11 protein-coding genes are annotated in these 14,467 nt (G+C 33.9%); 9 read left to right on the top strand and 2 right to left on the bottom strand.

Annotated elements, in window-relative coordinates:
* Positions 1–109: 109 nt before the first annotated feature.
* The 6 genes from RNZ47_RS11350 to miaA all read left to right on the top strand — a co-directional run bounded on the left by RNZ47_RS11350 (position 110) and on the right by miaA (position 6,971).
* Positions 110–1,000 carry a 3-hydroxybutyryl-CoA dehydrogenase gene (locus RNZ47_RS11350; protein WP_311940038.1) on the top strand — a complete coding sequence of 297 codons (891 nt, stop codon included), beginning with the start codon at positions 110–112 and terminating at the stop codon, positions 998–1,000.
* Positions 1,001–1,104: 104 nt separating this feature from the next.
* Positions 1,105–1,764 (top strand): YggS family pyridoxal phosphate-dependent enzyme, encoded by a 660-nt coding sequence (locus tag RNZ47_RS11345; RefSeq protein WP_311940037.1) that lies wholly within the window; start codon positions 1,105–1,107, stop codon positions 1,762–1,764.
* A gap of 75 nt (positions 1,765–1,839) precedes the next feature.
* Complete coding sequence (locus RNZ47_RS11340; RefSeq protein WP_311940578.1) at positions 1,840–3,201, top strand: exonuclease domain-containing protein; 1,362 nt, start codon at positions 1,840–1,842, stop codon at positions 3,199–3,201.
* Between the two features lie 6 nt (positions 3,202–3,207).
* Entirely contained in the window at positions 3,208–5,166 is a 1,959-nt protein-coding gene (locus tag RNZ47_RS11335) for a DUF3858 domain-containing protein (RefSeq protein WP_311940035.1), read from the top strand.
* Positions 5,167–5,191: 25 nt separating this feature from the next.
* The gene (locus RNZ47_RS11330; RefSeq protein ID WP_311940033.1) at positions 5,192–6,061 is read left to right on the top strand and encodes an ion transporter; all 870 of its coding nucleotides are present in this window, start codon (positions 5,192–5,194) and stop codon (positions 6,059–6,061) included.
* Complete coding sequence (gene miaA, locus RNZ47_RS11325; protein WP_311940030.1) at positions 6,054–6,971, top strand: tRNA (adenosine(37)-N6)-dimethylallyltransferase MiaA; 918 nt, start codon at positions 6,054–6,056, stop codon at positions 6,969–6,971. The genes RNZ47_RS11330 and miaA overlap by 8 nt, the downstream gene beginning before the upstream one ends.
* On the opposite strand, the gene RNZ47_RS11320 is transcribed toward miaA, so the two are convergent.
* On the bottom strand, positions 6,954–8,186 hold the full coding sequence (locus RNZ47_RS11320; protein ID WP_311940028.1) for a sensor histidine kinase: 1,233 nt from the start codon (positions 8,184–8,186) through the stop codon (positions 6,954–6,956). The two genes, miaA and RNZ47_RS11320, sit on opposite strands and share 18 nt — an antisense overlap.
* Positions 8,187–8,339: 153 nt before the next feature.
* Complete coding sequence (locus RNZ47_RS11315; protein WP_311940026.1) at positions 8,340–9,722, bottom strand: sigma-54-dependent transcriptional regulator; 1,383 nt, start codon at positions 9,720–9,722, stop codon at positions 8,340–8,342.
* 336 nt (positions 9,723–10,058) lie between these two features.
* On the opposite strand from RNZ47_RS11315, the gene RNZ47_RS11310 reads away from it, so the two are divergent.
* The 3 genes from RNZ47_RS11310 to RNZ47_RS11300 are packed head-to-tail and all read left to right on the top strand — an operon-like array spanning position 10,059 to position 14,430.
* Positions 10,059–11,303, top strand: coding sequence for an efflux RND transporter periplasmic adaptor subunit (locus RNZ47_RS11310; RefSeq protein ID WP_311940025.1), 1,245 nt, complete (start codon positions 10,059–10,061; stop codon positions 11,301–11,303).
* A 10-nt stretch (positions 11,304–11,313) separates the two neighbouring features.
* A complete protein-coding gene (locus RNZ47_RS11305) occupies positions 11,314–12,009 on the top strand; it encodes an ABC transporter ATP-binding protein (protein ID WP_311940022.1) in 696 nt (231 codons plus the stop codon).
* A gap of 18 nt (positions 12,010–12,027) precedes the next feature.
* Entirely contained in the window at positions 12,028–14,430 is a 2,403-nt protein-coding gene (locus RNZ47_RS11300) for an ABC transporter permease (RefSeq protein WP_311940020.1), read from the top strand.
* Positions 14,431–14,467: the final 37 nt, after the last annotated feature.

Here is a 14,467-nt window from a genome sequence, read left to right as displayed (position 1 = left end):
TAGCAATTTCCTAATTTTGAAATGATTTTTTGATTCGTTTTGTATCAAGACAAAATGAATATAAATTAAAATAGATTTCCGCCTTCGCGGAAATGAAAAATAGCTTTATATGAAAAACATCGCCGTAATTGGAGCAGGAACCATGGGAAATGGTATTGCACACACTTTTGCACAAAGCGGATTTAAAGTTCAACTTATTGATATTAGTGAAGATTCGCTCAAAAAAGGTATGGCAACCATTTCTAAAAATTTAGACAGAATGGTGGCCAAAGAAAAAATAACCGAAGCCGATAAAAACGATACCCTGTCAAATATTTCGACCTTTACAAATATTTCCGAAGGTGTTAAAAATGCTAACCTTGTGGTTGAAGCGGCTACCGAAAACGTAGATTTAAAACTAAATATCTTCAAACAATTAGATGAAGCCTGCCCAAAGGAAACTATTTTGGCAACAAACACCTCATCCATTTCCATAACGCAAATCGCAGCGGTAACCTCACGACCGGAAAAGGTTATTGGGATGCATTTTATGAATCCCGTTCCCATTATGAAATTGGTTGAAATTATCCGTGGTTACAACACTAGCGATGCGGTAACCCAGACCATTATGGAAATGAGCCGAAAGCTCGGTAAAACTCCAACAGAGGTTAACGACTACCCAGGTTTTGTGGCCAACCGCATATTAATGCCTATGCTTAATGAATCGATCGAAACCTTATATAATGGCGTTGCGGGTGTTGAAGAGATAGATACCGTTATGAAACTTGGTATGGCGCACCCTATGGGACCATTACAACTTGCCGATTTTATAGGTTTAGATGTTTGTCTTTCCATTTTAAATGTGATGTACGAAGGCTTTAAAAACCCTAAATACGCCCCTTGCCCTTTATTGGTAAATATGGTTCGAGCGGGTAAATTGGGTGTAAAGTCTGGTGAAGGTTTTTATGATTATTCTGAAAACAGAAAGGCTGAAAACGTAGCCAAACAGTTTTTAAAGTAAAAAGTCGCATGCACCACATCATTTAAAAAAAGCATTTCGTTAGCTGTTAAGTCGTTTAGAATGTACAACTTAACAGCAAGCAACTTAACAACAAACCCTTATAAATGAGCATCCAACAAAACCTAAAAAATTTAAAATCAACAATACCTGAGCACGTCACTTTGGTTGCTGTTTCTAAAACCAAGCCCATTAGCGATTTAATGGAAGCCTACAATGCAGGTCAGCGCGTTTTTGGAGAAAACAAAATCCAGGAAATGGTTGACAAATATCAAGACATGCCCAAAGACGTTGAGTGGCACATGATTGGTCATGTACAGCGCAATAAGGTAAAACACATGGCTGAGTTTGTTAGTTTAATTCATGGTGTTGATAATCTTAAGTTATTGAAGGAAATAAACAAACAAGGAAAAATACACGATAGAGTAATAGCGTGTTTACTTCAAATAAAAATTGCTTCAGAAGATTCTAAATTTGGAATGTCGCCAGACGAAGCTTCCGAAATTCTACAATCCAATGCCTTTTCAGAATTACAACATATAAAAGTTATTGGCGTTATGGGAATGGCAACGTTTACCGATGATATGAATCAAATAGAAAAAGAATTCACTTTATTAAAAACGAGTTTTGATAAATTCAGAATTCAGAATTCAGAATTCAAAATTATAAGCATGGGTATGAGTGGCGATTACCAATTGGCAATTGATTGTGGCAGTAATATGATTCGCGTGGGAAGTAGTATATTTGGCGAACGGAATTATAATTAGTTTTCAATCGCGGTCGCTGTTTGCAGTAGCAATTTAATTAACGAACTTCGGCTTAACAACAAATAACAACTCACTATTTACGCAATATTAGACATAGAAACTACCGGTGGTAAGTATAACGAAGAGGGCATAACCGAAATTGCGATCTACAAATACGATGGCCACGAGATAGTCGATCAATTTATAAGCCTCATCAATCCCGAACGCGAGATACAGCCCTTTGTTGTTAACCTTACAGGTATAAATAGCAACATGTTACGCAGTGCTCCCAAGTTTTACGAAGTGGCAAAACGTATTGTTGAAATTACCGAAGATTGTATTATCGTGGCGCATAATGCGAAGTTTGACAACCGAATTTTAAAAACTGAGTTTAAACGCCTCGGCTTCGATTTTGAGCGTAAAACCCTTTGCACCGTTGAATTGGCAAAAGATTTAATTCCCGGGCAAAGCTCTTATAGTTTGGGCAAGTTGGTACGTTCGCTTGGTATTCCGGTTACCGACAGGCATCGTGCTTCCGGCGACGCCATGGCTACGGTTAAGTTGTTTAAAATACTGTTGGAGAAAGACACTTCAAAAAACATCATCCAACAATCCGTTCGCTTAAACCCCAAACATCAATTAGAACCTCGCCACATCGATATTATAGAGCAAATGCCTTCAGAAACAGGGGTTTACTATATCCACAAAGCCAATGGCGACATTATTTACATCGGGAAAAGCAATAATATAAAAAAGCGCATCAATCAGCATTTTACCAATACCAATCAAAAATCAAAAAAAATACAACAAAACGTGGCCACGGTAACTTACGAAGCCACGGGCAGCGAATTGGTGGCGCTTCTAAAGGAAAGCGAAGCCATTAAACACAACAAACCCATTTATAACAGGGCCTTACGACGTAACGTTTTTACTCATGTCCTGTATAGTTTTAAGGATGAAAACGGCTATATTAATTTAAAGATTGATGTTGCCGACGGAAGAAAAAAATCGATAACCACATTTAGCAACCGCCAAAGCGGAAAAAGTTTTATTACAAAAGCGGTTGAAGATTATAACCTTTGCCAAAAATTAACGGGACTTTACAAAACCAAAACCAGCTGCTTTAACTACGATATTAAAACCTGCCATGGCGCCTGTATTGAAAAAGAATCTGCCGAAATTTACAACAAACGTGTACAGGAGTTAATTGATAAAAACAGTTACAACAATAAAAACATGGTTATTGTCGATAAAGGTCGAGCGGTTGATGAACGCAGTGCCATCTTAATTGAAAATGGGGTGTTTAAAGGTTTGGGCTATTTCAATTTGAATTACCAAATAAACAATATCGAGATTTTAGAATCCATCATTACACCTATGGCCAACAATAGGGACACCCAACACATTATACAAAGTTACCTCAGAAAAAATAAACGGTTAAAAATTATTACGCTTTAATACATCATGCAAAAAATTACCCTACTCCTACTTCTGCTTTTAAACACTTCCATTTATGCTCAAACCAATTTTAATTCAGAAACGTTAAAAGTCACTCGTGCTGATTTAGAGCTAAATGTTTACGAAAAAGATTCGACAGCAAATGCTTTGGTTTTATACGAATACGGAAACAGTTATATTGATAACAACGATTTTTCTTTAGTTACCGAAGAAAAACGCAAAATAAAAATACTAAATCGCGAAGGTTTTAATAAGGCCAATGTTACCATTTATTTACAAAAAAGCGATGACCGAAAAGAAAAAGTAAAAAATATTATCGCTACGACTTATAATTTGGTCGACGGAAAAGTGACTAGCACCAAATTAAGCGACGCCCATATTTTTGAAGAAGAATACAATGACGATTTCACATTGGTAAAATTTACGCTACCAAATATTAAAGAGGGTTCGGTTATAAATTATAGTTACACCCTGCAATCGCCTTTTAAGTTTAATTATCAAGGTTGGAGCTTTCAGAGCGATATTCCTAAGCTTTATAGCGAATACAACACAAGTATTCCTGCCATTTACGAGTACAATATTAAATTAGTTGGAGGCCAAAAATTGTTTAAAAACGATCAGAAAATAAAACGAAATTGTTTATACGGTGGTAATGGTTCCCACGCCGATTGCACCATTTCCTCTTATGCCATGAAAGATATTCCGGCTTTTATTGAAGAAGATTATATGACCAGTAAATATAATTACTTAGCCCGGATTGAATACGAGCTAAAAGTATTTAAAGGATTTGATGGCAGAATAAATAATTACACCAAAACATGGAAAACCACAGATAGGGAATTTAGAACCGATAAAGATATTGGCAAGCAACTCTCAAAATCCTTTAATTTAGAAGATTTTGTAAGCCATTCCGTTATTACCGAAAAAGACGCTTATAAAAAAGCCGATGCCATTTATAAACATGTTCAAGAAAATTACACTTGGAACGGCGATTATAAAATATTTTCAGATGTATCGGTTAGAGATTTAATTAAAAATAAATCGGGCAACGTATCATCAATAAATATCTTGTTGCACAACTTGTTAAAAGAAGCCAATATTGATGTTAATCCCGTTTTAATTTCAACAAGGGATAATGGGTTTCCCACTAAAATATATCCGGTAATTTCAGATTTTAACTATTTAATTGTCCAAGCTACTATTAACGATAAAACGTACCTACTTGATGCTACAGACAAATATTTGAGCTTTGGCGAGATACCCTTTAGGTGTTTGAATAACTACGGCCGATTAATGGATTTTAAAAACGGAAGCGAGTGGATAGATTTAAAACCCAATAAATTATCGACCATCCAATTTAGAGCAGAACTGAATATGGATAAAAACGATAACATTACAGGTATTGTAAACTCTAAACAAACAGGTTATCATGCTTTGGCCAACAGAAAAAGATATCATCAAAACAGTGATGCTTACGTAACAAACTTAGAAGACAGATACCCAAACATAGAAATTTCAAATCATAAGGTAACAAACGAGGAAAAAACAAATCCGGATTTTTTAGAAACTTATAATATTGAATATAATTGGGACGAAACTGGAGACAACATTTATTTAAACCCTTATTTTACGGCGTTTTTTAAAGAAAATCCTTTTAAACTTCAAGAGCGTACCTACCCCATCGATTTCGGATACAAAGGCGCATATTATTACATATTAAAGCTTAATTTTAGTGATGCTTATACCGTGTTGGAAAAACCGGAAAATGCAAGTTTTGCTTTACCAAACAATAAAGGAACCGTACATTTTTCCAATATTTTGAGTGGTAACGCAATTAATATCATGTTAAAAATCAGTTTTCAAGATGCAGTTTACCCACCAGAATATTATCCGTATTTAAAAGCGTTTATGAGCAAAATTGTAGATATACAAACCAACTCGCTTATATTATTAAAGAAGAAATAGCAAATCTTTTACTACTTTTGAGTTTATGAGTAAATACACTAGAAATAAATGGCGAGTAAAGCTTCATGAAATTATTTATGAAGCCGACACGCCCGAAGGCAAGCTGTTTGATGTAGTTTTGCTAATAACCATTCTCGCAAGTATTTTACTGGTTATGCTGGAGAGCGTTCAAAGTATTGATGAAAACTTCCATAACTTCCTCAATATTTCAGAATGGATCATTACCATTTTATTTACCATCGAATATATCGCAAGAATATTAACCGTAAGGCGCCCGATAAAGTACATTTTTAGCTTTTATGGTATTGTAGATTTACTTTCAACCATACCCAAATACATTTCGTTAATTATTGGAGGTGTACACGCCCTTGCCGCATTACGTGCTTTAAGGCTATTGCGGGTTTTTAGAATATTGAAACTGGCGCGTTATTTAGGCGCATCAAATAATTTGTTAAATGCTTTAAAAGCCAGTAGAGCAAAAATATCGGTGTTCTTATTTGCCGTTATAATTGTTGCCATTATTTTGGGCACTATTATGTATTTGGTTGAAGGTGAAGAAAACGGGTTTTCTAACATACCAAAAAGTGTTTATTGGTGTATAGTAACCCTAACAACGGTGGGCTTTGGAGACATTACTCCACAAACCCCACTTGGGCAATTTATTGCCTCTTTTGTTATGATTTTGGGTTATGGTATTATTGCGGTGCCAACAGGTATTGTATCGGCAGAATATACCAGCCAAAACAAATCTGTGAAAGAAAAAGAAAACACGCCCCAAAACAAAACCATGCCAGTTCAACTTAACTCACAATGTTGCGTAAATTGTTTAGCGGTTAAGCATCAAGACGAAGCCAAATACTGCCATAAATGCGGTTGTAAATTACACCATGAGTAACTATTTAATTTCAATTGTTGGTCCAACGGCAATAGGCAAAACAGCACTTAGTATTAAACTCGCTCAGTATTTTAATACGGATATTATTTCGGCAGATTCGAGGCAGTTTTTTAAAGAAATGCAAATTGGTACGGCTGCACCTTCAACTGAGGAATTATCAGCGGCCAAACACCACTTTATTCATCATAAATCCATACAAGATAATTATAGTGTTGGCGCTTTTGAAAGAGATGCACTTAAAAAATTAAAAATGCTTTTTGAAACCAAACAAGTCGTTATTATGGTTGGTGGTTCGGGCTTGTATGTTGATGCCGTTACAAAAGGATTGGATGAATTTCCGGCAATTGATAAAACAATCCGACAGGGTTTAAACAACGATTTGGAAACAAAAGGTTTAAAATATTTACAAAACCAATTAAAGGCACTTGACACCAAAGCATTCAACACCATTGCCATTGAAAATCCGCATCGCGTAATTCGCGCTTTAGAAATTTGTTTGGGCTCGGGTAAACCTTATTCATCCTTTTTAAACCAAGGAAAAAGCAAACGAAACTTTAAAACCATTACAGTTGGTCTCACTGCCGAAAGAGCTATTATTTACAACCGTATTAACCAACGCGTTGATATAATGATGGAAAATGGTTTATTACATGAGGTTAAAACCTTGCTGCCTTATCAATCATTAAATGCCTTGAATACGGTTGGCTACAAAGAACTTTTTAATTACCTAAATGGTGAATGGCCTCTGGATTTCGCAATTTCCGAGGTTAAAAAAAATACCCGCCGATTTGCAAAACGACAACTTACATGGTTTAAAAAAAATGAAACGACGTTGTGGTTTGATTATGAAACGGATGTTAACAACATTATAAAACAATTGAACAAAGAGTTATTACCTGTTAAAAACTAAGGTAAACACAGTATATTTACCGGATTCAGAATTAACTAATAAATTGCCGTTATGCTTTTTTAGAATGTTTTTTGAAAGGCTTAAACCAATCCCAGATCCATTTTTCTTTGTCGTGTAAAAAGGTATAAAAACCTGGTTGATTATCTGTTCCTCGATACCTTTTCCATTATCGTAAACCGTAATTAAAGTTTTATCGGTTTTAACCTCACAACTTAATTTTATTATTGGAATTTCAACACCGTTTAAAGCATGAATACTATTATTAATTAAATTGATTAACACCTGTTCAATCAACTTTGTGTCTGCAAAAATCGTCGCATTTGCAGGCATTGGCTGTACAGATAAATTAATATTTGCTTCGTCTATCAATGGTTTCATAAATAATTGAATGCCGGCTAAAAAACTTTTCACATTAATTTTATGCAATTGAGGCACTGGAATGTTTGAAATTGTACGATAATCTTTTACAAATGCCAATAATCCATCCGAGCGCTTTTTAATAGTGGCGGCCGCCATATTAATATCCAAAATATCCTCTTTATCAAGCTTGCCTATATTTATAAGTTTTCCGTTTTCGTCTTCAGTAATAGATTTCATGGTAGAAGCTAAAGAGCTAACTGGCGTGAAAGAATTAAGCATTTCATGGGCTAAAATTCGAATTACATTATGCCATGCTTCAATTTCTTTTTGTTCAATTTCCGATCGAATGTCTTGAAATGTAATTATTAAATAATCTTCTTTAAGCAATTGTATTTCTACCACTTCTAATGATAACTGCTTTATTTCATCTTCGCCTCCAAAATCTACTAAAACCTTTCCGCCATTGGCAATTTTTTTAATTTCAGAAACCAACCAGGGCACTTGATTTGCCAACCGATGCCAGTATTTGTGTTTGGGTAATTTAAGTATGTTACTAGCCGCTTTATTCAGAAATAAGATTTCTTCACTTGATTGCTGTTGATGCAAATCTTCTTTTTTAATTGAAATAATCCCAAGATTTACATGCTCTAATATGTATTTGAAGTATTTGTACTGGGCTTCTTTTTCAATTTTATTCTGCTTGAAAATTTTAATTATCAAGTTAAAATCATCAAAAACCTTGGCAAACGAATCGCCTTTTTTTGAAGGTGAAAAATACACCGAATAGTCTTCGTTTTTTAAAGCATACAAAAACTTTACAAGCGAATAATTTGTATTGTTAACATACTTTATCAATAAAAAAACCTGTAAAACAATTAACAAACCTACACCGCATGTACTAAACCAAAAACTCTTAATTAAAAAAAACGAAAACAAAACACACAGTAATAAAATTACTAAAATGCGAATAACAACTTGAAGTGTAAATCGTTTAATCATACTAAAATATTACAAATTAAACTTTTCCAATCGTCTATAAAGTGCAGCTCTGGTTAACCCTAATTCTTTAGCGGCCTTGGATATATTCCCTTCATGTTTATGCATTGCTTTTTGCACGAGCAACTTTTCAATGTCTTGTAAATTCAAATTATCATAAACAGCGATATCAGTCATTTTATTTGTATCAATAGCACTCAAATTAAAATCTGAAGGTGTTATTACATCATCATCAGACATGATTACACCTCGCTCGATAGTGTGCTGAATTTCTCGAATATTTCCGGGCCATTTATGCGATTTAAGTGTATTTAGTGCTTCGTCAGTAATTGTTAAATGCGATTTATGATATTTTTCCTTAAACACTTTTAAATAATAACTAACAAATTCTGAAATATCTTCTGGTCTTTTTCGCAATGGTGGAATTTCAATCTCAACCGTATTTATTCTGAATAATAAATCCTGTCTAAATTTACCTTCTAAAACCCACTGATGTAGTGGTGCATTGGTAGCAAATAACAATCTTGCATTAAAGGGTCTTTCTATGCCTTCACCCAATCTCGATACTTTCTTATCCTGTAATACTGTTAATAATTTTGATTGTAAATTATAAGGGAGATTCCCTATTTCATCCAAAAAGAGAGTCCCGTTTTCTGCCATTTCAAAACGTCCGGGTTTATCTTCTAAGGCATCTGTAAATGCTCCTTTTTTATGCCCAAATAGCTCGCTTTCAAAAAGAGATTCGGATAAAGCCCCTAAATCTACATGAATAAATGAGCCTTCATTATTTGAAGATTGTCGGTGTATTTCTCTTGCCAAATGCTGTTTTCCTGTACCATTTTCGCCTAATATTAGAACATGGGCATCGGTATGGCTTACTTTTTCAATAACATCCAAAACTTTCATCATTGCTGAAGATTTGCCTATGATGGGCCCAAATTTTTTGGCATCATTTTTTAATAACGTTTTATTGGTATGCTTTAAAATTGACACTTTCTGATTGGATTTACTTAACTCTAAACCGGCATGAATGGTTGCCAAAAACTTTTCGTTGGTCCATGGTTTTAATATAAAATCGAATGCTCCATTTTTAATGGCATCAACAGCTAATTCAACTTCCCCATAAGCCGTCATTAAAACAACAACCATTTCCGGCTTAATACCCACGATATGTTTTAGCCAATACATGCCCTCTTTTCCATCATTAAAACCTATTCTGTAATTCATATCCAACACAATGACATCGATGTGTTCTTTAGAAAGTATTTGATTGATTTCCTTAGGATTATTACGAATAATTATATTGGTATAATGTTTTTTCAACAATAATTTGGCAGAGAGCAATACATCTTCATCATCATCAATAATTAAAATAGTTGCTATATTTTTTGTCATTTTAAACTTTCAATAAGATTTTTACTAATGTACAAAATGTTCAATAACGAACAATTAAATGTTCGAAAATGAACACTTAAAGTGAAGTATAAAAAATTAACTAATTGATTATCAGTTATTTGCATTAAAAAAATATTTGGCATTAGGATTGAATATATCAATTCAAAATTCATCAATCAAAAAACGAATCTGTTATGAAAATTTTAAAAATCATAATGACTAACAACTTTAAAACCCAATAAATCATGATAGCCTTATTTATAGAAATCGTTGTATTAATAATAGACTTAGCATTTTCAATTCTGATTTAATTTATAAGTTATGAAACAAATTGGTATGGACAAAAGAGTCGAAAAAAAGAGATGGAATCATACAAAAAGGCTGTATATCGCAGGTATAGCTGTATTTTTAATTCTAGTCTTTTTCGGGTTTAAAGCCATTAATAAAAAAACGTATAAAGTAGATGCTTCAAAAATTTCTGTAAAAAAAGTTATCGAAGGTGATTTTCAAGATATGATTTTAATTGATGCCGATGTAGAGCCCATTAATTTGGTTTTGGTAAACACTTTGGAAGGTGGCACTGTAGAGGAAATATTTATTGAAGATGGTATTGCAGTTGATAAAGGAACACCTTTATTGCGCTTAAGCAATCCTTCGGTTACGCTTGGTTACATGAATCAGGAAACGGCTATTGTAGAGCAAATAAACAATCTTAGAAATTTAAAATTATCACTTGAAAAAGATCAACGTGTTTTAACAGAATCGCTTATTGATAGCGAAAATAATTTAGCAGATATTGAGCGCAATTACAAAGTAGATTCTATTTTGTATCAAAAAGACATTGTTGCAAAAAATGATTTTATCGATAGAAAAGAATCGTATAAATATTTAAAAAACAAACGCAATTTGGTGGCCAGTAATGTTAAAAAAAGCAGAGCGGATAATAAAGTTCAAATTCAGCAAATTAATCAATCTATTGCGATGATGCAACGCAATTTAGAAATGATACACGACAATATTGATAAAATGCTGGTTCGCGCACCGGTGACTGGTATGTTATCATCATTCGACCCGGTAATTGGCGAATCTTATGGAAGGAACCAAACGGTTGCAAAAATAGATGTTCAGTCCGGATTTAAAGTAAAAGGGCAAGTAGACGAGTACTACTTGAGCACTGTAAAACCGGGGCAATTAGCGCGTTTTTCGTTTGATGGCGAACTAATAGATTTGAAAGTAAAAAAAGTGCTTCCCGAAGTTGCGAACAGACGTTTTGAAATTGAATTGATTTTTGTAAATACGCCACCAAAAGCCATTACTATTGGGCAATCACTTCAAGTAAGATTGGAATTATCCAAAGCACAAAAATCCATTATGATTCCTAGAGGAAGTTATTTTCAATCTTCTGGCGGACAATATGTTTATGTGCTTAATGGCAAAGGAGGAGCCACAAAACGCTATATAAAATTAGGCAGCCAAAACCCAAGTTATTATCAAGTATTGGAAGGACTAAGTGTAGGTGATGAATTTATTTCATCATCTTATGACGACTTCAAAAATTATGAATCAATCAAAATCAATTAAATCAAAAATCATGATCAAACTAAATCAATTAACCAAAGTTTACCGAACGGACGAAATAGAATCTACGGCATTAAATGAAGTCTCATTCGAAATAAAAAAGGGCGAATTTGTTTCCGTTATGGGGCCATCGGGTTGTGGCAAGTCTACACTTTTAAATATTTTAGGATTACTTGATAAGCCAGAAAGCGGCAGTTACCAATTTTTAGGCGAAGAAGTTTCTCATTTGAACGAAAAAGGACGTTCAAATATTCGTAAAAAAAATATTGGTTTCATCTTTCAAAACTTTAATCTAATCGATGAATTAACCGTTTTTGAAAACATAGAACTTCCTTTACTTTATAATAAAGTACCAGCATCAGAGCGCAAACAAAGAGTAAATGCGTTGATAGAAAAAATCGGGATTTCGCACAGAGCATCACATTTTCCACAACAATTATCTGGCGGTCAGCAACAACGTGTTGCCGTTGCCAGGGCTTTAATTACAAGACCACCACTAATTTTAGCCGATGAGCCAACTGGGAATTTAGACAGCTCGCACGGTAACGAAGTTATGGAGTTATTATGCGAATTGCACGAAGCCGGAACAACCATAGTAATGGTAACACACTCGCCTCATGATGCTAGTTATTCCGAGCGCATAATCAATTTACTCGATGGGCAGATTGTATCTGAAAATAAAAGCAAGCTCACACAGGCTGTTATATAATTTTAAAATAAAAAAATCATGCTTAAAAATTATATAAAAGTTGCTTTTAGAAGCTTAAATAAAAATAGAATTTATGCCCTAATTAACATTCTTGGGTTAGCATTGGGGCTTACGGTAACTATTCTTGTGTTCTTATTTATTAAAGACGAAACGAGTTATGAAAAACATTGGGATGGCTACGAGCGCATTTACCGCACAGGCATAAAAGCCGATTTGATGGGACAAAAAATGGACGCTCCGGTATCTCCAAGCCCGATGGCAAATGCTTTAAGAACTGAATTTACAGATGTAGAAAATGCCACAAGGATACATACCATAAATCAAGAAATTTTAATGCGCCATGAGCAAACTAAGGTATACATTCAAAATGGCGTTGAAGCCGATAGTACCTTTTTTAAGGTTTTTAATTATGAATTTGTTCACGGTAGTCCGGACACAGCTCTTAAAGAAGAAAACGCTATTGTATTAACAGAAGAAAGTGCTCGTAAATTATTTGGCGACAAAAACCCTTTGGGTGAAGTAGTTAATTACGACAATAGAAGGGATTTTATTGTTAGAGGTATTGTAAAAGAACCCCAAGGGCATGCCCATTTTCAGTTTAATATGTTTATGGCTCAAAATACCATCCGCAATGTTTGGATGAGTAATAATAACTATACTTATGTAAAACTTAAGGAAGGTGCAAATTTTAATGCGTTTCAAACCGAAATGAGGCGTAACTTTATGAAGAAAATAGAGCCCGATGTTGAGCAATTTATGAAAATTACCGTAGAGGAATTTATGGCCCAAGGCAATGCTTTTGAATATCAATTGATGCCTTTAAAAGACATTCATTTATACTCCCAAAAAGATTGGGAAATTCAACAAAACGGGAACATTATTTACATTTATGTTTTTATTGGCATTGCTTTATTGGTCATTCTAATTGCCGGAATAAACTTTATGAACTTGTCTACTGCCAGATCTGGTAAACGCGCCAAAGAAGTTGGCGTGAGAAAGGTAACGGGTGCATCAAGAAAAATGTTAATTATTCAGTTTTTAACAGAGTCCGTTATCCAAAGTTTTATAGCACTATTTTTAGCCTTTATTTTGGTTGAGTTATTTCTTCCGGGTTTTAACAATATCATGGAAACCAATATTACACTCTTTAATGAATATATTGGTAAAACCATTTTATTTGCACTTTTAGTAACTTTAGTTTATGGTTTATTTGCAGGAAGTTATCCAGCATTCTTCTTATCGGCATTTCAACCCATTGCCGTATTAAAAGGCGATCTTACAAAAACCAAAGGTGGTGCATTATTAAGAAAAGTGCTTGTAATTACTCAATTTACAGCATCCACTATTTTAATTATTGGGATGATAATTATATTTAAACAAATTTCATTTTTACATAATAAGGACATTGGTTTTAAAGGCGATCAAGTCATTGTTGTTCCAATTCAAACTGATGCTATGACTGAAAACTTTAGAAACTATAAAGATGTCTTTCTAAAGAACAGTAATGTTCTAAGCGTTACAAGAGCATCATATTATCCCGGAGACACACCTAATCAAAATCAATTTGCTTTAGAAGGAAGTGAAGAACAATTACCGTTGTGGAATATGGAAGTTGACTATGATTATTTTAAAACGTTAGGTGTAGAATTATTAGAAGGACGAAAATTTGATAGAGAAAAAGAATCTGATTCTGTGCCATACTACATCTTAAATGAAACCGCCGTTAAAAGTTTTAATATTGAAAATGCCGTAGGACGTCGTATCGGGAATATGAATTTGGACGGAACAGCTGAATACGGAAATGTTATTGGCATTGTTAAAGATTTTCATATTGAAGGGTTTAACCAACCTATTCGCCCAATGGTATTGGCTATTACAAATAATGTATGGTTTGCGTCTTTTAAAATCGCAAAAAATGATATGAATGCCACCATAGATTATATTGAAAATGAGTGGAACAAATTAGAACCTTCGCATCCCTTTAGGTATACTTTTTTAGATCAAAAATTTGGTGCATTATTAAGACAGCAAGAGAATTTTGGAACCATGTTTTTGTTTTTAACTATTCTAGCCATAATTATTTCGGCAATGGGTTTATATGGCTTAGCATCTTATACTGCCGAACAACGCACCAAAGAAATTGGCATTCGTAAAGTTTTAGGGGCTTCGGTGCCGCAGATTATGCAAATGCTTACCAAAGATTTTATAAAACTTGTTCTTATTGCTAATATTTTCGCATGGCCTATTACCTATTTGCTAGCAAAAAATTGGTTAACAAACTTCTCATATCAAATTGATATGCCGTTACTACCCTACTTTTTTGCAACATTTTTAGCATTAATTATAGCCTTAATTACCGTAAGCTCTCAAGCTTATTTAGCTGCAAATTCAGACCCCGTAAATGCCATAAAATATGAATAGCATTTATTAATCAACTAAAACAAAAAAGCACATGAAA

This window comes from Hwangdonia seohaensis (genome assembly GCF_031932625.1).
Lineage (GTDB): Bacteria > Bacteroidota > Bacteroidia > Flavobacteriales > Flavobacteriaceae > Hwangdonia > Hwangdonia seohaensis.
This window is presented reverse-complemented; position numbering and strand designations above follow the sequence as displayed.